20 protein-coding genes are annotated in these 25,545 nt (G+C 73.0%); 14 read left to right on the plus strand and 6 right to left on the minus strand.

Going from position 1 to position 25,545, the window contains the following annotated elements; all coding sequences use genetic code 11:
• Nucleotides 1-46: 46 nt before the first annotated feature.
• The 4 genes from Saso_RS09020 to Saso_RS09035 all read left to right on the plus strand — a co-directional run bounded on the left by Saso_RS09020 (nucleotide 47) and on the right by Saso_RS09035 (nucleotide 5,966).
• On the plus strand, nucleotides 47-1,660 hold the full coding sequence (locus Saso_RS09020) for a phytoene desaturase family protein (RefSeq protein ID WP_189922452.1): 1,614 nt from the start codon (nucleotides 47-49) through the stop codon (nucleotides 1,658-1,660).
• A gap of 54 nt (nucleotides 1,661-1,714) precedes the next feature.
• Nucleotides 1,715-2,824 carry an NAD(P)H-dependent flavin oxidoreductase gene (locus Saso_RS09025; protein WP_189922450.1) on the plus strand — a complete coding sequence of 370 codons (1,110 nt, stop codon included), beginning with the start codon at nucleotides 1,715-1,717 and terminating at the stop codon, nucleotides 2,822-2,824.
• The gene (locus Saso_RS09030) at nucleotides 2,821-4,374 is read left to right on the plus strand and encodes an acyl-CoA synthetase (RefSeq protein WP_189922448.1); all 1,554 of its coding nucleotides are present in this window, start codon (nucleotides 2,821-2,823) and stop codon (nucleotides 4,372-4,374) included. The genes Saso_RS09025 and Saso_RS09030 overlap by 4 nt, the downstream gene beginning before the upstream one ends.
• Nucleotides 4,375-4,469: 95 nt before the next feature.
• On the plus strand, nucleotides 4,470-5,966 hold the full coding sequence (locus Saso_RS09035) for an acyl-CoA synthetase (RefSeq protein WP_189922446.1): 1,497 nt from the start codon (nucleotides 4,470-4,472) through the stop codon (nucleotides 5,964-5,966).
• A gap of 27 nt (nucleotides 5,967-5,993) precedes the next feature.
• Here Saso_RS09035 and paaK read toward each other — a convergent pair whose 3' ends face one another.
• Nucleotides 5,994-7,295, minus strand: a complete 1,302-nt coding sequence (paaK, locus tag Saso_RS09040) for a phenylacetate--CoA ligase PaaK (protein WP_189922444.1) — start codon at nucleotides 7,293-7,295, stop codon at nucleotides 5,994-5,996.
• A gap of 175 nt (nucleotides 7,296-7,470) precedes the next feature.
• On the opposite strand from paaK, the gene Saso_RS09045 reads away from it, so the two are divergent.
• Nucleotides 7,471-8,346 carry an alpha/beta fold hydrolase gene (locus tag Saso_RS09045; RefSeq protein ID WP_189922442.1) on the plus strand — a complete coding sequence of 292 codons (876 nt, stop codon included), beginning with the start codon at nucleotides 7,471-7,473 and terminating at the stop codon, nucleotides 8,344-8,346.
• A 67-nt stretch (nucleotides 8,347-8,413) separates the two neighbouring features.
• Nucleotides 8,414-9,922 (plus strand): esterase/lipase family protein, encoded by a 1,509-nt coding sequence (locus tag Saso_RS09050; RefSeq protein WP_189922440.1) that lies wholly within the window; start codon nucleotides 8,414-8,416, stop codon nucleotides 9,920-9,922.
• Between the two features lie 12 nt (nucleotides 9,923-9,934).
• On the opposite strand, the gene Saso_RS09055 is transcribed toward Saso_RS09050, so the two are convergent.
• Nucleotides 9,935-11,539 carry an acyl-CoA synthetase gene (locus Saso_RS09055; protein WP_189922438.1) on the minus strand — a complete coding sequence of 535 codons (1,605 nt, stop codon included), beginning with the start codon at nucleotides 11,537-11,539 and terminating at the stop codon, nucleotides 9,935-9,937.
• 173 nt (nucleotides 11,540-11,712) lie between these two features.
• Here Saso_RS09055 and Saso_RS09060 point away from each other — a divergent pair, with 173 nt between their 5' ends.
• The 6 genes from Saso_RS09060 to Saso_RS09085 all read left to right on the plus strand — a co-directional run bounded on the left by Saso_RS09060 (nucleotide 11,713) and on the right by Saso_RS09085 (nucleotide 17,184).
• Nucleotides 11,713-12,513 carry a crotonase/enoyl-CoA hydratase family protein gene (locus Saso_RS09060; protein ID WP_189922436.1) on the plus strand — a complete coding sequence of 267 codons (801 nt, stop codon included), beginning with the start codon at nucleotides 11,713-11,715 and terminating at the stop codon, nucleotides 12,511-12,513.
• Nucleotides 12,514-12,642: 129 nt separating this feature from the next.
• Complete coding sequence (locus tag Saso_RS09065; RefSeq protein WP_189922434.1) at nucleotides 12,643-13,584, plus strand: Zn-ribbon domain-containing OB-fold protein; 942 nt, start codon at nucleotides 12,643-12,645, stop codon at nucleotides 13,582-13,584.
• Nucleotides 13,581-14,630: a thiolase domain-containing protein gene (locus Saso_RS09070; RefSeq protein WP_189922432.1), complete on the plus strand. Its 1,050-nt coding sequence runs from the start codon at nucleotides 13,581-13,583 to the stop codon at nucleotides 14,628-14,630. Before Saso_RS09065 ends, Saso_RS09070 begins: the two co-directional genes overlap by 4 nt.
• Entirely contained in the window at nucleotides 14,627-15,793 is a 1,167-nt protein-coding gene (locus Saso_RS09075; RefSeq protein WP_189922430.1) for a thiolase domain-containing protein, read from the plus strand. The genes Saso_RS09070 and Saso_RS09075 overlap by 4 nt, the downstream gene beginning before the upstream one ends.
• An 83-nt stretch (nucleotides 15,794-15,876) precedes the next feature.
• On the plus strand, nucleotides 15,877-16,119 hold the full coding sequence (locus Saso_RS09080) for a DUF397 domain-containing protein (RefSeq protein ID WP_189922428.1): 243 nt from the start codon (nucleotides 15,877-15,879) through the stop codon (nucleotides 16,117-16,119).
• A 567-nt stretch (nucleotides 16,120-16,686) separates the two neighbouring features.
• Nucleotides 16,687-17,184 (plus strand): hypothetical protein, encoded by a 498-nt coding sequence (locus Saso_RS09085; RefSeq protein ID WP_189922426.1) that lies wholly within the window; start codon nucleotides 16,687-16,689, stop codon nucleotides 17,182-17,184.
• Between the two features lie 7 nt (nucleotides 17,185-17,191).
• Here the strand turns inward: Saso_RS09085 and Saso_RS09090 are convergent, their stop codons facing one another.
• Both Saso_RS09090 and Saso_RS09095 read right to left on the minus strand, forming a co-directional pair.
• Nucleotides 17,192-19,123: an N-acetylmuramoyl-L-alanine amidase gene (locus Saso_RS09090; protein ID WP_189922425.1), complete on the minus strand. Its 1,932-nt coding sequence runs from the start codon at nucleotides 19,121-19,123 to the stop codon at nucleotides 17,192-17,194.
• Between the two features lie 242 nt (nucleotides 19,124-19,365).
• Nucleotides 19,366-20,505, minus strand: coding sequence for an aminoglycoside phosphotransferase family protein (locus tag Saso_RS09095; RefSeq protein ID WP_189922423.1), 1,140 nt, complete (start codon nucleotides 20,503-20,505; stop codon nucleotides 19,366-19,368).
• Nucleotides 20,506-20,737: 232 nt separating this feature from the next.
• Between Saso_RS09095 and Saso_RS09100 the strand changes: the two genes are divergently transcribed.
• Nucleotides 20,738-22,249: a DNA-binding protein NsdB gene (locus Saso_RS09100; RefSeq protein WP_189922421.1), complete on the plus strand. Its 1,512-nt coding sequence runs from the start codon at nucleotides 20,738-20,740 to the stop codon at nucleotides 22,247-22,249.
• Nucleotides 22,250-22,267: 18 nt separating this feature from the next.
• On the opposite strand, the gene Saso_RS09105 is transcribed toward Saso_RS09100, so the two are convergent.
• Complete coding sequence (locus tag Saso_RS09105) at nucleotides 22,268-23,665, minus strand: PP2C family protein-serine/threonine phosphatase (protein ID WP_189922419.1); 1,398 nt, start codon at nucleotides 23,663-23,665, stop codon at nucleotides 22,268-22,270.
• 349 nt (nucleotides 23,666-24,014) lie between these two features.
• Here Saso_RS09105 and Saso_RS09110 point away from each other — a divergent pair, with 349 nt between their 5' ends.
• Nucleotides 24,015-24,428, plus strand: coding sequence for an SsgA family sporulation/cell division regulator (locus Saso_RS09110; protein ID WP_189922417.1), 414 nt, complete (start codon nucleotides 24,015-24,017; stop codon nucleotides 24,426-24,428).
• A 13-nt stretch (nucleotides 24,429-24,441) separates the two neighbouring features.
• Here the strand turns inward: Saso_RS09110 and Saso_RS09115 are convergent, their stop codons facing one another.
• Nucleotides 24,442-25,467 carry a Gfo/Idh/MocA family protein gene (locus Saso_RS09115; RefSeq protein ID WP_189922415.1) on the minus strand — a complete coding sequence of 342 codons (1,026 nt, stop codon included), beginning with the start codon at nucleotides 25,465-25,467 and terminating at the stop codon, nucleotides 24,442-24,444.
• Between the last annotated feature and the right edge of the window lie 78 nt (nucleotides 25,468-25,545).

Genomic DNA, 25,545 nt, shown 5'->3' on the forward strand with positions numbered 1-25,545 from the left:
GCGACCACCTCTGGCCGACCTTGATCGGCACGTGTTACGAAGAACCATGCCTGCACACGAGGGACACCAGGGAAACCAGGGACGCGAGCAGCATCCGGGGCGCCGCGCGTACGACGTCGTGATCGTCGGCGGCGGACACAACGGTCTGGTCGCCGCCGCCTACCTGGCCCGGGCCGGCCGGTCCGTGCTGGTCCTGGAACGGCTCGACCACACCGGGGGCGCCGCCGTCTCCACCCGCCCCTTCGCCGGGGTGGACGCCCGGCTCTCACGCTACTCGTACCTGGTCAGCCTGCTGCCGGGGAAGATCCTGCGGGACCTGGGGCTGGACTTCCGCCTCCAGGGCCGCACCATCTCCTCGTACACCCCCGTCGAGCGGGGCGGGCGGCCCACCGGGCTGCTGGTGGGCGGCGGCGAGGAACGTACCCGTGCCGCGTTCGCCCGGCTGACCGGCGGCGACGGCGAGTACGCCGCCTGGGAGCGGTTCTACGGCATGACCGCTCATGTCGCCCGACGGGTCTTCCCCACCCTCACCGAGCCGCTGCCCACCCGCGACGAACTGCGCCGCCGCGTGGACGACGAGGAGGCCTGGCGGACCCTGTTCGAGGAGCCCGTCGGCGTCGCCGTCGAGGAGCGCTTCTCGGACGACCTGGTGCGGGGCGTGGTCCTGACCGACGCGCTCATCGGCACCTTCGCCGACGCCCACGACCCGTCCCTGAAGCAGAACCGCTGCTTCCTCTACCACGTGATCGGCGGCGGCACCGGTGCCTGGGACGTCCCGGTCGGGGGCATGGGCGCCCTCACCGACGCCCTGGCCGCCGCCGCCCGGGACGCGGGCGCCGTCCTCGCCACCGGGCACGAGGCGGTCCGCGTCGACACGGACGGCCGTACGGCCGAGGTCACCTACCGCACGGCGGACGGGGAAGGCGTCGTCGACGCCCGGCACGTGCTGGTCAACGCCTCCCCGCAGACGCTCGCCGCCCTCACCGGGGACGAGCCGCCCGCCCCCGCCGAGGGCGCCCAGCTCAAGGTGAACATGCTGCTCACCCGCCTGCCGAGGCTGCGGGACAGCTCCGTCGACCCGCGGGAGGCGTTCGCCGGGACCTTCCACATCGCCGAGGGCTACGAGCAGCTCGCCGCCGCCCACGCCCAGGCGGCCGCCGGGGAGCTGCCGGCCGCCCCGCCCTCCGAGATCTACTGCCACTCCCTGACCGACCCGAGCATCCTCGGGCCCGACCTCGTGGCGCGCGGCTACCAGACGCTGACGCTCTTCGGCCTGCACACGCCCGCCCGTCTCTTCGAACGGGACAACGACGCCGTGCGCGAGGAACTCCTGCGCACGACCCTCGCCCAGCTCGAGGCCCATCTCGCCGAACCGCTGGCCGACTGCCTGGCCACCGACGCCGACGGCCGTCCCTGCATCGAGGCGAGGACCCCGCTGGACCTGGAACGGGACCTCGGGCTGCCCGGCGGCAACATCTTCCACCGCGACCTGTCCTGGCCGTACGCCGGGGAGGACACCGGCCGCTGGGGCGTCGAGACCCGGCATGCCAACGTGCTGCTGTGCGGGGCGGGCGCGGTACGCGGGGGAGGGGTGAGCGGGGTACCCGGCCACAACGCGGCGATGGCCGTCCTGGAGACCCCGGCCGGCAACGGAATCTGACGGAGTATCAGAAAGGGCCTTCCGTCGTCGCATCCGCTGCGGCATCCTGCGCCCATGCAGACGGAGCTGAGCAAGCAACTGGGGATCGAGCACGCCGTCTTCGGCTTCACGCCGTTTCCCGCCGTCGCCGCGGCCATCAGCCGCGCGGGCGGCTTCGGTGTGCTCGGCGCGGTCCGCTACACCGCGCCCGACGACCTCGAACGCGACCTCGACTGGATCGAGGCGCACGTCGACGGCAGGCCCTACGGACTCGACGTCGTCATGCCCGCCAGGAAGGTCGAGGGCGTCAGCGAGGCCGACGTCGAGGCGATGATCCCCGACGGCCACCGGCAGTTCGTGCGGGACACCCTCGCCAAGTACGGGGTGCCCGAACTGGCCGAGGGCGAGGCCTCCGGGTGGCGGATCACCGGCTGGATGGAGCAGGTCGCCCGCGGCCAGCTCGACGTCGCCTTCGACTACCCGATCAAGCTGCTGGCCAACGCCCTGGGCTCACCGCCCGCCGACGTCGTCGCCCGCGCCCACGACCGGGGCGTGCTCGTCGCCGCGCTCGCCGGGAGCGCGCGGCACGCGCTCAAGCACAGGGAAGCCGGCATCGACATCGTCGTCGCCCAGGGCTACGAGGCCGGCGGCCACACCGGCGAGATCGCCTCCATGGTCCTCACGCCCGAGGTCGTCGAGGCCGTCGGCCCGCTGCCGGTGCTCGCCGCGGGCGGTATCGGCAGCGGACGGCAGATCGCCGCCGCCCTCGCGCTGGGCGCCCAGGGGGCGTGGCTCGGCTCCGTCTGGCTCACCACCGCCGAGGCCGACCTGCACTCGCCCGCCCTGACCCGCAAGCTCCTCGCGGCGGGCTCGGGCGACACGGTCCGCTCCCGCGCCCTCACCGGGAAGCCCGCACGCCAGCTGCGTACCGAATGGACCGACGCCTGGGACGCGGGGGACGGACCCGGCACCCTGCCGATGCCGTTGCAGGGCCTGCTCGTCGCCGACGCCGTCTCCCGCATCCAGAAGTACGAGATCGACCCCCTGCTCGGCACACCCGTCGGCCAGATCGTCGGCCGGATGAACGAGGTCCGCAGCGTCCGGGCCGTCTTCGACGATCTCACCCGCGGCTTCGAGCAGGCCGTGGACCGCGTCAACCGCATCGCCGGAAGGAGCGGCAAGTGACCAGCACATCCCCCGCGGGCTTCTGGGCCCAGGCGGCCGAGGACCCCGAGCGCACCGTGCTCGTCGCGCCCGACGGCGAGGAATGGACCGCCGGACGGCTGCACACCGCCGCCAACCGGCTCGTGCACGGGCTGCGCGCCGCCGGTCTGGAACGCGGCGACGCCTTCGCCGTCGTCCTGCCCAACTCGGCCGAGTTCCTCACCGCCCACCTGGCCGCCACCCAGGCCGGGTTCTACCTCGTCCCCGTGAACCACCACCTGATGGGCCCCGAGATCGCCTGGATCGTCTCCGACTCCGGCGCCAAGGTCCTGGTCGCCCACGAGCGGTTCGCCGAACAGGCCCGCCGGGCCGCCGACGAGGCCGCCCTGCCCGCCGGCCGGCGGTACGCCGTCGGCGCGGTGGAGGGCTTCCGGCCGTACGCCGAACTCCTCGACGGACAGCCCGGTTCGGCGCCCGCCGACCGCACCCTCGGCTGGGTGATGAACTACACCTCGGGCACGACGGGCCGCCCGCGCGGCATCCGCCGCCCTCTGCCCGGCAAGCTGCCCGAGGAGGCCTACCTCGGCGGCTTCCTCGGCATCTTCGGCATCCGGCCCTTCGACGGCAACGTGCACCTCGTGTGCTCGCCGCTGTACCACACGGCGGTGCTCCAGTTCGCCGCCGCCGCCCTGCACCTCGGCCACCCCCTGGTCCTGATGGACAAGTGGACGCCGCAGGAGATGCTCCGGCTCATCGACTCCCACCGGTGCACGCACACCCACATGGTGCCGACCCAGTTCCACCGTCTGCTGGCCCTCCCGGCGGACGTCCGGGCCCGCTACGACGTGTCGTCCATGCGGCACGCCATCCACGGCGCCGCGCCCTGCCCCGACCATGTGAAGCGGGCGATGATCGACTGGTGGGGCACCTGTGTCGAGGAGTACTACGCGGCGAGCGAGGGCGGGGGCGCCTTCGCCACGGCCGAGGACTGGCTCAAGAAGCCCGGCACGGTGGGCAAGGCGTGGCCCATCAGCGAACTCGCCGTCTTCGACGACGAGGGCGAACGGCTGCCCGCCGGTGAACTCGGCACCGTCTACATGAAGATGACGACCGGCGGCTTCGCCTATCACAAGGACGAGGACAAGACCCGCAAGAACCGCATCGGCGACTTCTTCACCGTCGGCGACCTCGGCGTCCTCGACGAGGAGGGCTACCTCTTCCTGCGTGACCGCAAGATCGACCTGATCATCTCGGGCGGCGTCAACATCTACCCCGCCGAGATCGAGTCCGCGCTGCTCGCCCACCCCGCGGTCGCCGACGCCGCCGCCTTCGGCATCCCGCACGACGACTGGGGCGAGCAGGTCAAGGCCGTGGTCGAACCGGCCCCCGGCCAGGAGCCCGGACCCGCGCTGGCCGCCGCCCTCCTCGACCACTGCGCCGACCGGCTGGCCGGCTACAAGCGCCCCAGGAGCATCGACTTCATCACCGAGATGCCCCGCGACCCCAACGGCAAGCTGTACAAGCGGCGGCTGCGGGAGCCCTACTGGGAGGGCCGCACCCGCCCCTTGTGAACCCGCCCCTTGTGAACGCGGCCCGCGGGGGCCGCGGCCGGCCCCCGCGCCGGGTGACTTGACCTGCCCCGGCCGTCCGCCGAGGATCATGGGTCATGACGCCCGGACATGGCAGCACGGTCGACGGGGTGCTGCGGCGCAGCGCCCGCCGCACCCCGGCGCGGGTCGCGGTGGAGTACCGCGACCGCACCTGGACGTACGAGGAACTCGACGAGGCCGTCTCGCGCGCGGCGGCCCTCCTGCTCGGCGAGGGGCTCGCGCCCGGCGACCGGGTCGGCGCCTACGGCCACAACTCCGACGCCTACCTCATCGCGTTCCTCGCCTGTGCCCGGGCGGGCCTGGTGCACGTCCCGGTCAACCAGAACCTGACCGGCGAGGACCTGGCCTACCTCGTCCGCCAGTCGGGCAGCGCCCTGGTCCTCGCCGATCCCGAGCTGGCCGGACGGCTCCCCGGCGGCACCCGGTGGCTGGCGCTGCGCGACACGCAGGACTCGTTCCTCGCCCGGCTGCCCGACACCCCCGCGTACGACGGCCCCGAGCCGCGCTCCGAGGACCTGGTGCAGCTGCTCTACACCTCCGGTACGACCGCCCTGCCCAAGGGCGCGATGATGACCCACCGTGCCCTGGTGCACGAGTACCTGAGCGCGATCACCGCCCTCGACCTGAGCGCCGGTGACCGCCCCGCGCACTCCCTCCCGCTGTACCACTCGGCGCAGCTGCACGTGTTCCTGCTGCCCTACCTCGCGATCGGCGCCACGAACCTCGTCCTGGACGCGCCCGACGGCGACCGTCTCCTCGACCTCGTCGAGGAGGGCCGCGTGGACAGCCTCTTCGCCCCGCCGACCGTGTGGATCGCGCTGGCCGCTCGCCCCGACTTCGCCACCCGTGACCTCGGGGGGCTGCGCAAGGCGTACTACGGGGCGTCGGTCATGCCGGTGCCGGTCCTGGAGCGGCTGCGCGAACGCCTGCCGGGGCTGGGCTTCTACAACTGCTTCGGCCAGAGCGAGATCGGCCCGCTCGCCACCGTGCTCGCTCCCGACGAGCACAAGGGCCGGCTCGACTCGTGCGGGCGCACCGTCCTGTTCGTGGACGCCCGGGTGGTCGACGAGAACGGCGAGGACGTCCCCGACGGCACGCCCGGAGAGATCGTCTACCGGTCCCCGCAGCTGTGCGAGGGGTACTGGGACAAACCCGAGGAGACCGCCGCCGCCTTCCGCGACGGCTGGTTCCGCTCCGGTGACCTCGCCGTGCGCGACGCCCACGGCTACTTCACGATCGTCGACCGGGTGAAGGACGTCATCAACTCCGGGGGCGTGCTGATCGCTTCGCGGCAGGTCGAGGACGCGCTGTACACCCACGAGGGGGTAGCCGAGGCCGCCGTGATCGGCCTGCCCGACGAGAAGTGGATCGAGGCGGTCACGGCCGTGGTGGTACCGCGCGGCGAGGTCACCGAGGAGGAACTCGTCGCCCACGCCCGTGAGCACCTGCCCGCCTTCAAGGCGCCGAAGCGGGTCGTGTTCGTGGACGCCCTGCCGCGCAACGCCAGCGGCAAGGTCCTGAAGCGGGAGCTGCGCGAGCGCTTCGCCTCATGACCCCGTTCGCCGCGGACTCCGTTCGCCTCATGACTCCCGGGGGCGCAGGTCCACGATCCGCTTGATCTTGCCCACCGACCGCTCCAGCGACTCCGGATCGACGATCTCGACGCCGACCGAGACACCGATGCCGTCCTTCACGGCCGCCGCGATGGTCCGCGCGGCCGTGTCGCGGTCCTCGGGGGTGGCGTCGGGGCGGGCCTCGGCGCGGACCGTGAGGGCGTCGAGCCGGCCCTCACGGGTCAGGCGGAGCTGGAAGTGGGGCGCCACCGCGGGGGTGCCGAGCACGATCTCCTCGACCTGGGTGGGGAAGAGGTTCACCCCGCGCACGATGACCAGGTCGTCGCTGCGGCCGGTCACCTTCTGCATCCGCCGGAAGGCCCGGGCCGTCCCCGGCAGCAGCCTGGTCAGGTCGCGGGTGCGGTAGCGGACGATCGGCATCGCCTCCTTGGTGAGCGAGGTGAAGACCAGTTCGCCCTCCTCGCCCTCGGGCAGCACCTCGCCGGTGACCGGGTCGACGACCTCGGGATAGAAGTGGTCCTCCCAGATGTGCAGGCCGTCCTTCGTCTCCACGCACTCCTGGGCCACCCCGGGCCCGATCACCTCCGACAGTCCGTAGATGTCGACGGCGTCGATCGCGAACCGTTCCTCGATCTCCCGGCGCATCCGCTCGGTCCACGGCTCGGCGCCGAAGATCCCCACCCGCAGCGAGGTGGAACGCGGGTCGACGCCCTGCCGCTCGAACTCGTCGAGCAGCGTGAGCATGTAGGACGGCGTGATCATGATGATCCGGGGTTCGAGGTCCAGGATCAGCCGCACCTGACGGGAGGTCATGCCGCCGGACGCGGGGATCACCGTGCAGCCGAGGCGCTCGGCGCCGTAGTGGGCTCCGAGGCCGCCGGTGAACAGGCCGTACCCGTAGGCGACATGGACGGTGTCGCCGGGGCGGCCGCCCGCCGCGCGGATCGAACGGGCCACCATGTCGGCCCACATGGACAGGTCGGCGTCCGTGTAGCCGACGACCGTCGGCCGGCCGGTGGTGCCGCTGGACGCGTGGATGCGGCGCAGCCGGTCCCGTGGCACGGCGAACATCCCGTACGGGTAGTGCTCGCGCAGATCGGCCTTGGTGGTGAAGGGGAAGCGGGCCAGATCGCTCAGGTCGCGGCAGTCGTCGGGGTGCACACCGGCCTTGTCGAAGGCCGCACGGTAGAACGGCACCTCGGCGTACGCGTGACGCAGGGAGGCCCGCAGCCGCTCCCGTTGCAGGGTGCGCAGCGCACCCGCGTCCAGGCGCTCGCCCTCGTCCAGCGGGTTCCTCGCGTCCGTCATGGGGCCTCTCCCTCGTCACCCTCGCCGAACCATGCCATTACGGGCGACCGATCATTCGGTCGATCTCCACGGGATCAGTAATCCAGGCCGACGGGCCCCGGGCAAGAGGCAGGCGGCCGATTTCCCCGCGAGAACGTCGTTGCGGGCCGGTGGGTCCGGCGCCGAGGATCGGGGCATGCCGACCTTCACCGCGCCCGACGGGACCCGACTCGCCTACCACGTACGGGGCGAGGGCGAACCGCTCGTCGTCCTGCCCGGCGGCCCGATGCGCGCCTCCGCCTACCTCGGTGGCCTCGGCGGTCTCGACGCCCACCGCCGGCTGATCCTCCTCGACCTGCGCGGCACCGGGGACTCCGCCGTCCCCGCCGACCCGGCGACGTACCGCTGCGACCGGCAGGTCGACGACGTCGAGGCCCTGCGCGTCCACCTGGGACGGGAGCGGATCGACGTGCTCGCGCACTCGGCCGGCGGCAGCCTCGCGCTGCTGTACGCGGCCCGGTACCCCCGGCGGGTGTCCCGGCTCGCGCTGATCACCGTCACGCCGTGGGCCCTGGGCCGCCCGGCCACGGCCGAGGACCGGCTGACGGCCGCGCGGCTGCGGGAGGACGAACCGTGGTTCGACGCCGCGTTCTCCGCGTTTCGGGCCTGGCTCGCGGGGGAGGGCGAGGGCGAGCCCGACTGGTCCGTCGTCGCGCCCTTCTTCCACGGCCGGTGGGACGACACCGCCCGCGCGCTGGAGGCCGCCACCGACGAGCAGACCAACGCCGAGGCGGAGGCGCGCTTCCTCGCCCCGGACGCCTTCGACCCGCCCGCCCTGCGCACCGCCCTCGCCGGGGTGGACGCCCCCGTCCTCGTGCTGGCGGGCGAGGTGGACGGCGGTCCCCGGCCCGTCCTCGCCCGGCTCGTCGCCGACGCCTTCCCCAACGCCGCCTTCGCGGTGCAGCCCGGCGCCGGCCACTACCCGTGGCTGGACGATCCGCGCCGGTTCACCGCACGCGCCCGCGCCTTCCTCGACGCCGTCCCGGTCGCCGGTCCCACGCCGTCCGCCTAGACTGAAAACGCCTCCACCAGCGAACGGTTGCCCCCTCCGGGCGGCCGTGCGATCCGCGGAGCGGGACATGGCCGATCGGGCAAAGCTCCCCATCGTGTACGTGCGGGGATTCGCGGGCGGTCCCTCGGGGATCGACAAGGCCGTCCAGGACCCCTTCTACGGTTTCAACGAGGGCTCGACGCACGTCCGTGTCGGAGCGGACGACCGGCCCGCGTACCACCAGTTCGAGAGCCCCCTGCTGCGACTGCACCTCGACCACGGCTATCGGATCCTCGTCCAGGGCGGCCAGGAGGCCTACCTGGAGACCCACGACGAGATCCCGTCCGACAGCATCTGGATCCACCGCTTCTACGACGCCTCGGCGAGCACCTGGACCACGAGACCCAGGGAGTTCCGCCTGGAGGACGCCGCCCGGGATCTGCTCCGCCTGGTGCGCACGATCCGGGAGAAGAGCGGCGCGCCACGCGTGCATCTGGTGGCCCACTCCATGGGCGGCCTCATCTGCCGCAGCCTGATCCAGAAGGTGCTGCCCGACCTGGGCGAGGACCCGGCGGACCACGTGGACAAGTTCTTCACCTACGGCACCCCGCACGGAGGCATCGCCTTCGACGTCGGGTTCGGCCTCGTGGAGCGGCTGATGGACGCCACCGGCATCAGCGGCGCCGACATCTTCGCCCACCGGCGCATGTACGAGTACCTGACCCCGGACGCCCTGCGCGAGGACGGCGGCCCGCCCGACGACTGGGACCCGCGCACCATGCCCGACGGCGTCTTCCCGCCGGAGCGGATCTTCTGCCTGGTGGGCACCGACCCCGCCGACTACGACGTCGCCCACGGTCTGTCGTCGCGTGCCGTCGGTGTGCGCAGCGACGGACTGGTGCAGATCGACAACGCCCAGGTGCCGGGCGCGCAGCGGGCGTTCGTGCACCGCAGCCACAGCGGTGGCTACGGACTGGTCAACTCCGAGGAGGGGTACCAGAACCTGCGGCGTTTCCTCTTCGGCGACCTGCGGGTGCAGGCCGAACTGGTCGGGCTGCGGCCGCCGGCCGGGCGCGGCGGGACCCGCTGGCAGGCGGAGGTGCGGCTCGCCGTGCGCGGGCTGCCCAGCGTGATGCACGAACAACTGGCCGCCCACTGGTGCCCGATCCAGCTGCCGCAGCCGCGGGACGACGGCACGGCCGCCGAGCCCGTCCCGCTGGCGGTGACCTTCCTCGACAGCGGCGCGCCGCGGCCCGCGGACAGCCCCACGCTGCGCTACGCCCTGCACCTGCGGATCCTGTCGCTGCGGGAGCGGGACGGGATCCTGCGCTTCACCGAACACCTGGAACAGACCGCGGACTTCGCCGACATCCTGGTCGTCGACGTCGGCCCCGCGCAGACCGGCCCGGGCGTCTGGGTCGTCTGGAACTCCGACCTCCCCGGCGCCATCTGGGAGCACCGGCCCACCGGTACGCCGTGCGGCGACGAGGAGCCGAGCGCAGGCGTCTGGCGGGCCCGCGTCCCCCTGCCCGGGACGGCGGCGCCGATCCTGGGCCCGGACGCCGGCGTCCGGCTGACGGTCACGCCCTGGAGCTGACCCGCGGCACGTTCACCGGTCCTCGGCGACCGCCACCTCGCGCGCCCACCGGTAGTCCGCCTTCCCGCTCGGTGAGCGGCGGATGGACTCCTTCACCACCAGCTGGCGCGGGATCTTGTAACCGGCCAGCCGGGAACGGCAGTGGCTCTGGATGTCCTCCAGCGAGGGCCGCGGCGCGCCGTCGCGCACCTGCACCACCGCCGCCACGTGGTTGCCCCACGTCGGATCCGGCACCCCCGCCACCAGGGCGTCGTACACGTCCGGGTGGGACTTCAGCGCCTGCTCGACCTCCTCGGGGTACACCTTCTCGCCCCCCGTGTTGATGCACTGCGAGCCGCGCCCCAGGACGACGACCACACCGTCCTCGTCGACGGTCGCCATGTCGCCGAGCAGCACCCAGCGTTCGCCGTCCTTGCGGAAGAAGGTCTCGGCCGTCTTCACGGGGTCGTTGTAGTAGCCGAGCGGTACGTGGCCGCACTGGGCGACCCGTCCGACCTCACCGGCGGCCACCGGTTCGCGGGTGGCCGGATCGACGACCCGGGTGCGGGAGTTGACGCGCACGCGGAAGCCGCGCTCGGGCCCCGAGTCCTCCGTCGCCGTGCCGTTGAACCCGGACTCGGAGGAACCGAAGTTGTTGAGCAGCATCGCGTTCGGCATCAGCTCACGGAACTGCCGGCGGACGGTGTCCGACATGATCGCCCCGGAGGAGGACACGCTGAACACCGACGAGCAGTCGGTGCCGCGCAGCGGGCCGTCGAGGGCGTCGATCAGCGGCCGCAGCATCGCGTCGCCCACCAGCGAGATGCTGGTGACCTTCTCGTTCTCGATCGTCCTGAGCACCTCCTCGGGGACGAACTTGCGGTGAATGACGACCCGCTGCCCGAAGTTGAAGCCGATGAAGGCGGTCAGGGTGGAGGTGCCGTGCATCAGCGGCGGGGTGGGGAAGAAGGTGATGCCGGTACCGCCGGCGGCCACCCGCTCGGCGACCTCCTCCGGCTTCTTCACCGGCTCCCCGGTCGGCGCCCCGCCGCCGAGCCCCGAGAAGAACAGGTCCTCCTGGCGCCACATCACGCCTTTGGGCAGGCCGGTCGTGCCACCGGTGTAGATGATGAACTGGTCGTCCCCCGAACGGGCCGGGAAGCCGCGCTCCGGGGAACCGGCCGCCTCGGCCTCGGTGAAGGAGACGGTCCCCCCGCCGGGCGGCCCGACGCGGATCGGATGCCTGAGCGCCGGTGCCTGCGGCAGCGCCGCCGCCACCCGGTCGCCGAACTCGGCGTCGAAGACCAGCGCCACCAGATCCGCGTCCCGGTAGAGGTAGACCAACTCCTCTTCCACATAGCGGTAGTTCACGTTGACGGGCACGATCCTGGCCTTCAGGCAGCCCAGCACCGTCTGGAGGTACTCGACGCCGTTGTACAGGTGCAGGCCGAGGTGCTCGCCCGGGCGGATGCCGCTGTCCAGGAGGTGATGGCCGATGCGGTTGGCGGCGGCGTCCAGTTCCGCGTACGTCAGACGGCGCTCCGCGCCCGTCCCGGGGTGGTCGACGTACACGAGCGCCTCGCGGTCGGCCGCCACGTCGACGACGGACTCGAACAGGTCGGCAATGTTGTACTCCACCGCTCCTCCTGACCACGGCCCTGCTTCCCTGACGGTTCGTCGGTCATCTGAGCAAAGCCCGCGACAAGTGGGAAGGCCCCGCACCAAGAAATCTGACTGACTGTCAGAAAACCCTTGAACTGCCATCACGCCTCCTGCAACCTGTTCTCGTTCTTTCCGAGGGGAGATCTGCGATGGGCGGTACCGAACACCTCACCGTGCGGCGCGAGGGCGCCACCATGGTGCTCACGCTCAACAGACCGGAGGCGAGGAACGCGCTCTCGATCGCCATGCTCGTCGGCCTCTACGACGGCTGGCTCGAGGCGGACGAGGACGACTCGGTCCGCTCGGTCGTGTTCACCGGCGCGGGCGGCTCCTTCTGCGCCGGAATGGATCTCAAGGCGCTGGCCGGCCGGGGCATGGAGGGCGAGCGGTACCGCGACCGGCTCAAGGCCGACCCCGACCTGCACTGGAAGGCGATGCTGCGCCACCACCGCCCCCGCAAGCCGGTCATCGCGGCCGTCGAGGGGTACTGCGTGGCGGGCGGCACCGAGATGCTCCAGGGCACCGACATCCGCGTGGCCGGCGAGTCCGCCACCTTCGGGCTCTTCGAGGTCGCCCGCGGCCTCTTTCCGATCGGCGGCTCGACGGTCCGCCTGCAACGCCAGATCCCGCGCACCCACGCCCTGGAGATGCTGCTCACCGGCCGCTCCTACACCGCCCGCGAGGCCGCGGCCATCGGCCTGGTCGGCCATGTCGTCCCCGACGGCCAGGCCCTGGAGAAGGCACTGGAGATCGCCGAACGGGTCAACGCCTGCGGCCCCCTCGCCGTGGAGGCGGTGAAGGCGTCCGTGTACGAGACCGCCGAGCTGACCGAGGCCGACGGGCTGGCCGCCGAACTCGCCAGAGGCTGGCCGGTGTTCGACACGGCCGACGCCAAGGAGGGCGCCCGGGCCTTCGCGGAGAAGCGGGCGCCGGTCTACCGCCGTGCGTGACGGTCCGCCGGGCGGGCGGGCGGTACGCGCCGTCCGCCCGCCGCGGGTCCGTCGTGGCCGGCCGCGCAGTTCCCCGCGCCCCGCCCGGGGCGCTCCCGCCGACGTCGGCTTCCCGAGGAGGCAGCCCTGATGTCCGAAGTACTCAAAGCGCCGCTTGTCGTCGAGTTCCCGTTCACCCGGTCCCTCGGGCCCGTCCAGAGCGCCTTCCTCACCGGTCTGCGCGAGCGGGTCGTCCTCGGCGTGCGGACCTCCGACGGCCGCACCCTGGTACCGCCCGTCGAGTACGACCCCGTCACCGCCGACGAGCTCCACGACCTGGCCGAGGTGGCCCCGACGGGCACCGTCACCACCTGGGCCTGGAACCACGCGCCCCGCCGGGGCCAGCCCCTGACCACCCCCTTCGCCTGGGTCCTGGTCCGCCTCGACGGCGCCGACACCGCCCTCCTGCACGCCCTGGACGCCCCCGGCCCCGACGCCGTCCGCACCGGCATGCGCGTACGGATCCGCTGGGCGCCCGAACGCACCGGCGCCGTCACCGACATCGCCTGCTTCGAGCCGTACGACGGCGGACCCGCCCCCCTCACGGGCCGCACGGACGGGCACGCCGGCCCGGTCACCGGCATCGTCGCCGCCGCCCGGCTCGACTACACCTACTCACCGGGCCGCGCCCAGTCCGCCTACATCGCCGGCCTCGCCGACCGGCGCACCCTCGGCGAACGCTGCCCCTCCTGCCGCAAGGTGTACGTCCCGCCCCGAGGCGCCTGCCCCACCTGCGGGGTCCCCACCGCCGATCAGGTCGAGGTCGGACCGCGCGGGACCGTCACCACCTTCTGCATCGTCAACATCAAGGCCAAGAACCTCGACATCGAGGTGCCCTACGTCTACGCCCACATCGCCCTGGACGGCGCCGGTCTGGCGCTGCACGGCCGGATCGGCGGCATCCCCTACGACCAGGTCCGCATGGGACTGCGCGTCGAACCCGTGTGGACGCAGGACGCCCGCTACCCCGACCACTACCGGCCCACCGGCGAACCAGACGCGGAGTACGACACCTACAAGGAGCTGCTATGACCCGGGACATCGCGGTGGTGGCCTTCGCGCAGACCGACGTCCTGCGCACCACCGACGAGCTCTCCGAGGTCGAGATGCTGATGCCGGTCCTGCACAGCGTCCTGGACCGGACCGGTCTGAAGACCGCGGACATCGGCTTCACCTGCTCCGGCTCCAGCGACTACCTGGCCGGCCGGGCCTTCTCCTTCACCCTCGCCCTCGACGGCGTCGGCGCCTGGCCCCCCATCTCCGAGTCCCACGTGGAGACCGACGGCGCCTGGGCCCTGTACGAGGCCTGGACCAAGCTGCTCACCGGCGACGCCGACACCGCGCTCGTGTACTCCTACGGCAAGTCCTCCCCGGGCTCCCTGCGCGACGTGCTCACCCGCCAGCTCGACCCCTACTACGTCGCCCCGCTGTGGCCCGACTCCGTCGCCCTCGCCGCCCTCCAGGCGCAGGCCCTGATCGACGCCGGCGCCACCGACGAGAGCGCCCTCGCCGCGATCGGGGCCCGCAGCCGCCAGGACGCCACCGCCAACCCCCACGCCCAGCTGAGCGGCCCGGTCCGCCAGGGGGACTACCTCGTCCGGCCGCTGCGCACCGGCGACTGCCCGCCGATCGGCGACGGCGCCGCCGCGGTGATCCTCGCGGCGGGGCAGCGGGCACGCGAGCTGTGCGAGCGGCCCGCCTGGATCCGCGGGATCGACCACCGGATCGAGGCGCACGCGCTCGGCGTGCGCGACCTGACCGACTCGCCGTCCACCCGGCTGGCCGCCGAGAAGGCCGGCGCCTTCGAACGGCCCGTGGACACCGCGGAGCTGCACGCGCCGTTCAGCGCGCAGGAGGTCGTCCTGCGCAGGGCGCTCGAGCTCGGTGACGACGTCCGCGTCAACCCGTCCGGCGGCGCGCTCGCCGCCAACCCGATGATGGCCGCCGGCCTCGTCCGCATCGGCGAGGCCGCCGCCCGCATCCACCGCGGCGCGTCCGACCGCGCCCTCGCCCACGCCACCTCCGGCCCGTGTCTCCAGCAGAACCTGGTCGCCGTACTCGAAGGGGAACCGCGATGAGCAAGGAGCCCGTGGCCGTCGTCGGCATCGGCCAGACCAAGCATGTCGCCGCCCGCAGGGACGTCTCGATCGCCGGGCTGGTCCGCGAGGCCGCCCGGCGAGCGCTCGACGACGCCGAGCTGACGTGGTCCGACGTCGACGCCGTCGTGATCGGCAAGGCCCCCGACTTCTTCGAGGGCGTCATGATGCCCGAGCTCTACCTCGCGGACGCGCTCGGCGCCGTGGGCAAGCCCATGCTGCGGGTCCACACCGCGGGCTCCGTGGGCGGATCCACCGCCCTCGTCGCCGCGGGCCTGGTGGCGGCCCGGGTCCACGGCACGGTCCTGACGCTCGCCTTCGAGAAGCAGTCCGAGTCCAACGCCATGTGGGGGCTGTCCCTGCCGATCCCCTTCCAGCAGCCCCTGCTCGCCGGGGCCGGCGGGTTCTTCGCACCGCACGTCCGGGCGTACATGCGGCGCAGCGGCGCCCCCGACACCGTCGGCTCCCTGGTGGCCTACAAGGACCGGCGCAACGCGCTGAAGAACCCCTACGCCCACCTCCACGAGCACGACATCACCCTGGAGAAGGTCCAGGCCTCGCCCATGCTCTGGGACCCGATCCGCTACTCGGAGACCTGCCCCTCCTCCGACGGCGCCTGCGCGATGGTCCTCACCGACCGGGCCGGAGCCGCCCGCTCGCCCCGGCCGCCCGCGTGGGTCCTCGGCGCGGCGATGCGCAGCGAACCGACCCTGTTCGCCGGCAAGGACGCCGTGTCGCCGCAGGCCGGCAAGGACTGCGCCGCGGACGTCTACCGGCAGGCCGGCGTCACCGACCCGCGCCGCGACGTCGACGCCGTCGAGATGTACGTGCCGTTCTCCTGGTACGAGCCGATGTGGCTGGAGAACCTCGGCTTCGCCGACGAGGGCGAGGGCTGGAAGCTGACCGAGTCCGGCGTGACCGAGCTGGACGGCGACCTGCCCGTCAACATGTCGGGCGGTGTCCTGTCCACCAACCCCATCGGCGCCTCCGGCATGATCCGCTTCGCGGAGGCCGCGCTCCAGGTGCGAGGTCAGGCCGGGGAGCACCAGGTGGAGCGGGCCCGCAAGGTTCTCGGGCACGCTTACGGCGGCGGCTCGCAGTTCTTCTCCATGTGGCTCGTGGGAGCCCGGCCGCCGGAGTCCTGAAAGGTCCGCCTCACGTGCTCTGTCGGCCTTCGTGACCGCTCGCTAGGCTGGCCCGCGGACGACGAACCGGGAGGAGCACGGACGTGGCCGAGAGCACCATCCAGCAGCAGCCGCTCGCGGGCTGGGACAAGCCGGAGCTGGACCTCAGCAGCGCCGAGTGGCAGTCCACCAGCCGGGGACGGGGGGATGTCCAGATCGCCTTCGTCGAGGGATTCATCGCGATGCGCAACAGCGGCCGCCCCCAGAGCCCTTCCCTGATCTTCACGCCCGCCGAGTGGGGCGCGTTCGTGTCGGGGGCCCGGGAGGGGGAGTTCGACCTGACCTGAGACCGGCCCCGGCACCGGCCCCGAAGGCCGGGCGGCCCGGCAACCGGTCGGTCGGGCGGATCGGGCAGCCGGGCCGTAGAGCGGCCGGGTGACCGGGCAGCCGGGCGGGCGGGTGATCGGCCCGGGAGGTGGAGCACCCCGTCCCGTGAGGACGCGCGCACCCGGACGCACCTCGACGCCCCCGGCCGTACCGGACCCGCCCCCGGCCGTACCGGGACCCGCCCCGGGCGAGGCGTCGGACAGCCTCCGGAAGCGGTCCCGTCCCGGTCGGCCGGACGGCACCGGGTGGACCCCCGGCGTCGGCGCGCGCTCGGCCGCCCCGCGCCGCGCCGTCCGGCGTGACCGACGGGCCGGCGGGCGCCGCTGCGCCGGCCGCCGGCACCCGGTCCGCGTCGGCCCGCGGGGCCGGGGGTGCGGGGGTCGCGGACGCCGGTGAGCGGGATCAGGACGTCGTGCGGGAACCGGCACTCGCCGGCCGCGCGGCGGGCTGCCGCGGAGCGCACCCGAACGGCGAACCGCGGCCCTCCCGGAGGTCGCCGGACGGCTCTGTCCACGTACCATGGCGGCATGTCGTTCCTCCGCCGCCGCAGCGCCACCCCCGCCGGGCCCGACTTCGACGTCCTGGCCATGGATCCGGGCGACTGGCCCGGCAATCTGGGTGCCGGGCTGCTGCCCGCCCCCGACGGCAGCTGCCAGGGCGTCTTCCTGCGCTACGACCTCTTCGGCGGCCGCGGCCCCGCGATGATCATCGGCAATCTCCCCGAGGGCTCCCCGGCGCGTGAGGTGGAGGAGGGCGAGGTCCCCTTCGAGGTGGCCCAGCTGCTCCTCGCACTGGAGAACGACGAGGAGGTGACCGTCGTCGGCACCGAGGACATGCCCGTGATGCAGGGCGACAACCTCCTGATCGTGCGCCGGCTGAGGCTCTCCGAGGGCCGGATCTCGTGCGTGCAGTTCGACCGCAGCGACAACGTCCTGGTGACCATCGCCGCCTGGGACCGCCCCATCACCGACGACCTGTACGCCCTGCTGAAGCCGCTCCCGGCGGAGCTGTTCCAGCAGGGCTGAGGCCGGGCTACTTCTTCGGCTCCACCAGCTGCACGTCGGCGGCCCGCACGAACGCGACCCGGTGGCCGTACTGGATCTCGTAGTACAGGTCCTTGCCGGTCACGACCCGGTGCGAGCCGGTCGCGAACGTGACCGCGTAGTAGTACTCGCCCGGCACCTCGTCACCGACCACGTACCGCTGCCCCTTCGGCAGCGTGTACGCCAGCGGCGCCACCGTCTGCGCGGGCACGCCCGCCGGGTAGGCGGACGCCTCCGGATAGGCGCGGCCGTAGACCGGGACGCTCGCCCGGCCGTCCTTCGGCGTGATCATCCGGCCCGCCCCGGGCACCGCCGTCGGGTGGTCCTTCGGGTTGCGGAACCAGGCCTTCTGTCCCAGGTACCAGATGGCCGTCCAGTCGCCCCACTGGTCGGCGACCGCGTACTGCTGGCCGGTGGACACCCGTGAGGAGTGGTCGTTCACGTCCTTGGTCGGGGCCGAGCCCTGCCCGATGTCCGTGATCAGCGCCGACCTCTCGTCGTGGTCGGAGTACAGCCGCACCGCGCTCGACCCGTGCGCCGCGCACGGCTCGCCCGGCGTCACGCAGCCGGTGAACACCGGCCTGTTCGCCTCGTAGTCCGGCCGGACGGTCACCAGACCGCCGCCGGTCCTGCGGGCCGTCGCGACCAGGGGCCGGTCCAGCAGCTCGAAGTAGTGGCGCCAGTCCCAGTACGGGCCCGGGTCGGTGTGCATCCCCGGGACCGAGGCGGTGGTGGGCCCCGGCACGGTGTCGTGGCCCAGGATGTGCTGCCGGTCCAGCGGGATGCCGTACCGCGAGGCCAGGTACTTCACCAGACGCGCCGACGACCGGTACATGGCCTCCGTGTACCAGGCGTCCGGCTGGGCCAGGAAGCCCTCGTGCTCCAGACCGATCGACTTGGCGTTGACGTACCAGTTGCCCGCGTGCCAGGCCACGTCCTTGGCCTTCACGTGCTGGGCCACATGGCCGTCGGTGGAGCGCAGGGAGTAGTTCCAGGACACGTAGGTGGGGTCCTGGACCATGTCGATCACCCCCTCCCAGCCGCCCTCGGTGTCGTGCACGACGATGTACTTGATGCTGGTCGAGACGGGCCGGTCACCGAGGTCGTGGTTGCCGTAGTCGTCGTCGCCGAACTGCGCGTACGGCGCCGGGATCCACTCGCAGGACACCGTGGCCGGGCACTCGGTACCCGCCCTGGAGGCCGTGCGCAGTCCCGTCCCGCGCAGCTGGGCCTTCCGCGGCACCAGACCGGGACGGGCGGCCAGCGTCACCGGTTCGCCGGTGTCGGTGGTGCGCTCCTGACCGGTGCGCAGCACGGTGAAGACGTCGTCGGCGTAGGCGGCGGCCGTCGCGCTGTCGTCGGCGCCGGAGAACCGCGCCACCGCGCCGTACCAGAGCGCGGGGTCGGCGCTCAGCGGCTCGCCCAGCTGCCGCTGAGCCGCGGCGAGGAGCGCCGCGCCGCCGGCGATGTTCGCGGCCGGGTCCGCGCGCAGTTCCGCCGTGCTCAGGCCGGTCAGCCGAGCCGCCCTGGGCAGGGTCTTCAGCCGGTCCGGGAGCTGTCGGTCCGACGGCGGTTCCGCGTGCCGGACGCGGGCCCGGCGGCCGGAGTCGCCCCGGGCGTCCTCCGTGCCCTCACCGTGCCGCGTGCCCTCGGCCAGCGCCGTGCGGGCGTCCGTGAGGTGCATCGGGCCGTAGCCGCCGGTCACGCTCGGGGCTCCGGCGTGCGCGTCCCAGCGGGACTGGAGGTAGGAGACGCCCAGCAGCAGACTCTGCGGCACGTGGTACTCGGCGGCCGCGGCGGCGAAGGCCCGCTGGAGACTCTTCGCGGAGGTGCTCCCGACGGCCGGGGCGGGCGCGGGCGCCGCGGCATCGGCCGGGGACGCCGCGGCGAGCAGCGGGAGCAGCAGAGCCGCCGACGCCATGGCGCCTGCGGCTCTGCGGGAACGTCCCACGGGTCCTGGGTGAGTGACGGGTTGTCGCAATGCGGCCTCCTGTGACGGACGGGCGTGGAGTGCGGGGCCGGGCATGAATCACCTCATACCCGGTTGCCGACGGTCCGTCAATCATGCGCACACACAGGAGATTTCCCTTGTCAAGACACCGCTGACCCACCCGTGGGGCCGACCGCGCGCCCCGTTCAGGCGCACCGCCGGCCCGTGTCCCGTCAGCGGGTGCCGACCGCCGCCCGTACGGCCCGGCGGGCCAGCTGGCAGTCGTCGTGCAGCCGGCGCAGCAGCAGTCGCTGCTCCTCACCGGACGGCACGCCACCGGGGTGGGCGGCGCCGGGGGAGCCGGGGACGGCCTCGTGCATCGAACGCTGGACGGCCGTCTCGTAGGTACGGATCTCGCGGGTCAGGACCAGCATGAGGTTCACCAGGAAGGCGTCCCGTGAGGCCGGGCCCGCCGACTGGGCGATCTGGCTGATCTGACGGCGGGCCACCGGTGCGTCGCCCAGCGCCGACCACAGCGTCGCCAGGTCGTAGCCCGGCAGGTACCAGCCCGCGTGCTCCCAGTCCACCAGCACTGGACCGGCCGGTGAGAGGAGGATGTTCGACAGGAGGGCGTCGCCGTGGCAGAACTGGCCCATGCCCTGCCGGCCCGCGCCGGCCGCGATGCCGTGCAGGAGCTTCTGGAGATCACCCAGATCGCGGTCGGTGAGCAGCCCCAGCTCGTGGTAGCGGGAGATACGGGCGGCGTAGTCGAGCGGCGCGTCGAACGTGCCCGCCGGGGGCCGCCAGGCGTTGAGCCGGCAGATCGCGCCGAGGGCCGCGCGCACGTCGGCCCGGGGAGGCGCCTCGGTGGGATGCCGCTGGAGTGCCGCCACCCGGCCGGGCATCCGCTCGATGACCAGGGTGCAGTTGTCCGGGTCCGCCGCGATCAGTCTCGGCGCCCGCACGGGGGGGCGGTGCCGGACGAACGTGCGGTACGCCGCTATTTCGTGCCGGACCCGCTCCGCCCACGCGGGGGAGTGGTCGAGTAAACACTTGGCGACCGCCGTACTGCGTCCCGTCGTGCCGACCAGGAGCACCGAGCGTCCGCTGCGGCGCAGCACCTGCACCGGGGCGAACTCCGGGCAGATCCGGTGCACCGACGCGATCGCCGTGCGCAGCTGGGCGCCCTGCGGGCCGGACAGGTCGAGCCTTCCGCTGAGCGGCTGGGCGCCGAAGCCCGCCGGGCGCCGGACCGGGCCCGCGCCGAGCGGGGGAGCCGCCGACCGCGCGGGGTCGAGATAGGGGCCGCCGCCGCCCGGGCGGGTGTGCAGCGACCGGGGCGGTGCGGACACGGAGGACGATGCTGCGTACATGGGAGAAACAGATCCCTTCGTGTGCCGGACGTCAGAACGCTGCCCCGACCGGCCCTTTCGGTCACATCCTGGGGAATGTCCCTCGGCGACCGGGTCGGGGTGGCGCTTTCCTACCTGACACCCGTGGCCCAGTGGCACACCATCTGGCGAACCCTGGCGAACCCTGGCGAATAGTCGCCCGGCAACTTTCCCGGGGCTACTGTCAACTCAGCCGAGAACCTGGGGGCTTGACGTGAGCGGACAACCCAACACCCGTCTCTCGGACCTGTTCGGCCTGGCCGGCTGGTCCAAGGGTGAACTCGCGAGGCTGGTCAACCGGCAGGCGGCGGCCATGGGCCACCCCCAGCTGTCGACCGACACCTCCCGGGTGCGGCGGTGGATCGACACGGGAGAGATCCCGCGCGATCCGGTGCCGCGGGTGCTGGCTGCCCTGTTCACCGAGCGTCTCGGCCGTGTCGTGACCATGGAGGACCTCGGTCTGGTACGGCACGGGCGTACAGGGAAACGGTCCGGCGCCGGGAGTGCGGAACATCCCGACGGCGTGCCGTGGGCGCCCGAACGGACTGCTGCGGTCCTCACCGAATTCACGGGAATGGACCTCATGCTCAACCGACGCGGCTTGGTGGGCGCGGGTGCCGCGCTCGCAGCGGGATCAGCTCTCAGCAGTGCCATGTACGAGTGGCTGCACACCGACCCCACCCTCACCTCCGACGCTCCTGTCATCGATCACCCCCTCCTCCACCACGCCGATCCCGCCGGGTTCGACCGTTACGAGGCCGCCCCCATCGGAAGGGAGGAGGTGGACGAACTGGAGCGCTCGGTGGAGGTGTTCCGGGCCTGGGACGCGGCGCGCGGCGGCGGGCTGCAACGCAAGGCGGTGGTGGGGCAGCTCAACGAGGTGGGCGGCATCCTCGCCTACCACCACCCGGCCCATCTCCAGCGGCGTCTGTGGGGCGTCGCGGCGAACCTCGCCGTCCTCGCGGGCTGGATGTCGCACGACGTGGGCCTGGAGCCCACCGCCCAGAAGTACTTCGTCATCGCCGCCCATGCCGCCCGGGAGGGCGGGGACCGCCCGCGGGCGGGCGAGGCGCTCTCCCGGGCGGCGCGCCAGATGGTGCACCTCGGCCGGCCCGACGAGGCCCTCGACCTGATGAACCTCGCCCACTCCGGTTCCGGTGACGGCGTCATGCCGCGCACCCGGGCGATGTTCCACACCGTCGAGGCCTGGGCGCAGGCGTCGATGGGCAAGGGGCAGGCCATGCGCCGCACCCTCGGCCGGGCGGAGGACCTCTTCGTCTCGGACAAGGACGACGTCGCGCCGCCGTCCTGGATGCAGACCTTCAAGGACGAGGACCTGTACGGCATGCAGGCGCTCGCCTACCGCACGCTTGCCGAGTTCGAACCGCAGGCGGCCACGCACGCCCAGTACTACGCGGAGAAGGCGCTGGCGCTGCGGGTCGACGGACGCGAGCGGTCGAAGATCTTCGACCATCTGTCCATGGCGTCCGCGTGCTTCATCGCCGACGACCCCGAACAGGCGGACCGGTTCGCCCGGTTGGCGCTGATGTCGATGGGGTCGAACTCCTCCCGGCGTACCTGGGACCGGCTGAGCCAGATGTACCGGCTCACCGCGCAGTACGCCGACTACCCGAGGATCAGCGAGCTGCGCGAGGAGATCAGGCACGCGCTCCCGAGGCAGAAGGGCGGGAGGGGAGGCGACGGCGGCGAAGGGGCGCGGGTGTGAGCACTCCGGCGGCGGGCGTCACCCGGTGATCCGGGCCACCAGTACACAGGCGTCGGCGACGCGTTCGCCCCCTCCGCACTCCTCCACGACCGTCCGCACGCAGTCCTGTGCGGTGCGCGCCAAGTCCAGCCGGGGGGCCAGGCCGAGGAGGCGGTCGGTGGGTGCCAGCGCGTCGGTGTGCAGCAGGAGCAGGTCGCCCTCGCCGAGTGTCTCCTCGGCCTGCCCGTACGCGGCGCGGGCGGTGGCGCCGAGCAGCACGCCCTGCGGGGCGTCCAGCCGGCGTCCCGTCCCGTCGCGGAAGAGCAGCGGGGCGGGATGTCCGGCCCGTGCCCAGGTCAGGGTACGGGTCTGCGGTCGGTAGCGGCAGCAGACCGCGCTGCCCAGGGCCGGCTGGACGGTGGCGTCCAGCAACTGGTTCAGCAGCTCCATCAGCCGGTCCGGCCCGGTGCCCGTCATGGCCATCCCGCGCAGGGCGCCCAGCATCATCGCCGTGTGGGAGGCGACGGTGGGTCCGTGTCCGGTGAGGTCGCCGACGCTCAGCACCGTCTGCCCGTCGGGGAGTTCGAGCGCGTCGTACCAGGCGCCGCCGATCTGGGAGGTCGTAGCGGCGGGCAGGTAGTGGGCGGCCAGATCGAGGCGGCGGGGTCCCTCGTGGGGCAGGCGCAGCGAACCGCGCCACGGCGGCAGCACCGCCTCCTGCAACTCGACGGCCAGCCGGTGCTCGGTCCGGGCCCGGTGCCGCTGGCTCTCCAGCCGGTCGCGGGTGACGTGCACCGCGTGCTCGCTGCGGCGGAGCGCGCTCACGTCGCGCAGGACCGCCCACATGGAGGCGGTGCCGCCGTCGGAGTCCAGGACGGGCTCGCCCATCATGTGCACGGTGCGGTTCTCGCCGTCCGGGCGCGCGACGCGGAACTCGCCGTCGATGGGCCGGGCGTCGATCAGGCAGTCGGTGACCATCGCCGTCAGTCTCGGCCGGTCCTCGTCGAGGACGAGCGAGGGCAGTTCGTCGAGGGTGAGCGGTGCGGCGGCGGGGTCGCGGCCGAGGATCTCGTAGAGCTCCTCGGACCACACGGCCTCGTCGGTCAGCAGGTTCCACTCGGCGCTGCCGACCCGGCTGAGCAGCCCCTCGCGCCGGGAGGCCGTCGGTGCGGCGGGCGTGGGCGGGGAGTCGGGGACGGGCGGCGGTCCGTCCCGCAGCTGGGCCAGGTGCGCGTCGAGGTCGTCGAGTTGATGCAGCGCCAGATCGCACAGCGCTCGCTGCCAGCGGCCCCGCGGGTCGGCCGTGTCGCCGCGGGCCTCCTGCCGTACGGCGTCCATCTCGCCCTTGAGCCGCCGTGTCTGCGTGATCAGCGCGTCGACCGAGCCGCGCGCCGGCGGCTGGGCGGCGGAGTGATCCGCGAAGACATGGGGCGGCATGACGCACTCCGGAGGGGACGGTACGGCGGAAGGCTGACACAAGGGCCGTTACGACTGTTGCACAGCGCGCGACGACCCGTAAGGGATTTGGCAACACACGATTCGGTGGTGCTTTTGGCATATGCCAGAGTCTCCGCGGGGGTCCCGGGGGCCCGTGGCGGGAGGCCCCGTCGTGGGGTGAAGTCGTAGGTGGCGTACGTGACTTGGGGGACGTGTGAGGGGGTCGAGGTGACCATCGGGCGCGTGTTCGACGGGCTGATGTTCCAGCGTGTCAGGCCTGTGATGCAGGTCACATCAATTGGACACCGCTTTCGCGTAATGCAAAAGGCCCTCAGGAGGTCGTACATGCATGGACGTCACTCTGGAACAGCCTGTCCGCGCCCGCCTGATCACCTCGGAGGACCAGGAGCTGCCGGTACCGGCCACGCTCCGCTACGACTCCGCCGACCCGTTCGCCGTGCACGTCGACTTCCCGCCGGAGGTGTCCCTGGCCGGCGAGTCGGTCACCTGGACCTTCGCCCGGGCCCTGCTGGAACAGGGCGTGGACGGTCCGGCCGGCAGCGGTGACGTGCACATCTGGCCGTGCGGTCCGGTGCGGACCGTGGTGGAGTTCCACTCGCCGCTCGGCCTGGCCCTGCTCCAGTTCGACACCGGCGCCCTGCGCCGCTTCCTGCTGCGCAGCTACGCCGTGGTCGCGGCGGGCCGGGAGGACGTGGGTGCCGCCGTGGACCGGGGACTCGAGGCCCTGCTCGGCAACGTCTGAGGGCCGCCCGGTGTCAGTGACCGTCCAGGGCGTACAGGTCGGGCCGTGGGGCCGGTTCGACGGGGACGCGGGCGCCGCTCTCCAGGGCCCGGACGCCGGCCTCGGCGACGACGGAGGCCGCGTAGCCGTCCCAGACGGACGGGCCGGTGACCCGGCCGAGCCGGGTGGCGTCGACCCATGCCTGCACCTCGCGGTCGTAGGCGTCCGCGAACCGCACGAGGTAGTCCTGGGGCACGGCCGCGCCGGCGCCGCCGCCCGTGGTGACGAGCACGCCCCGGTCGTCGCCGATGCGCGCGCTGCCCGCCTCGCACACGGCCTCGCAGCGCACCTGGTAGCCGAAACCGCAGTTGACGAAGACCTCGACGTCGACCAGGGCGCCGCCGTCGGTCTCGAAGAGCACGAACTGCGGGTCGAGGAGTCCTCGCGGGGCGCCGGAGGAGGGGCGCGGCCGTCGTACCGTGACCGAGGTCAGCTCCTGGCCGAGCAGCCAGCGGGCCGCGTCGATCTCGTGGGACACCGAACTGTCGATCAGCATCGCGCTGGTGAAGCCCGGCGGTGAGGAGACGTTGCGGTGCACGCAGTGCAGCATCAGCGGCCGGCCGAGCCGCCCGCCGTCCAGCAGGGCCTTGAGCCCGCGGTACTCCTCGTCGTAGCGCCGCATGAACCCGACCTGCGTCAGCCGGCGGCCGAGTCGGGCCTCGGCCTCCAGCACGCGCAGTGCCCCGGCTGCCTCCGGCACCATGGGCTTCTCGCACAGCACCGGAAGTCCGCGGGCGAAGGCCGCGAGGAGCGCCTCCTCATGCGCGGGGCCCGGCGAGGCGACGATCACGGCCTCGACCCCGGGAGCCGCGAGCGCGGCCTCCGCCTCGGTGTGGACGCTCACCCCCGCGATCGCGGCGACGGCCTCCTTCGCGCGCTCGGCGTCGGGATCGGCCACCGCGACGACCCTCGCGCCGCTCACCACGCGATCGAGGCGGCGTATGTGGTCGGCTCCCATGTGTCCGGCACCCAGTACGGCAACGCCCAGCAGGTCACCCACGCGCCCTCACCCTCCCCGTCGACGATCATCCGCAGCGTACGCCGCGGGGAAAACCGCTGAACAGGGGCTCGGGCGGGG

This window comes from Streptomyces asoensis (genome assembly GCF_016860545.1).
Taxonomy (GTDB): Bacteria; Actinomycetota; Actinomycetes; order Streptomycetales; family Streptomycetaceae; genus Streptomyces; species Streptomyces asoensis.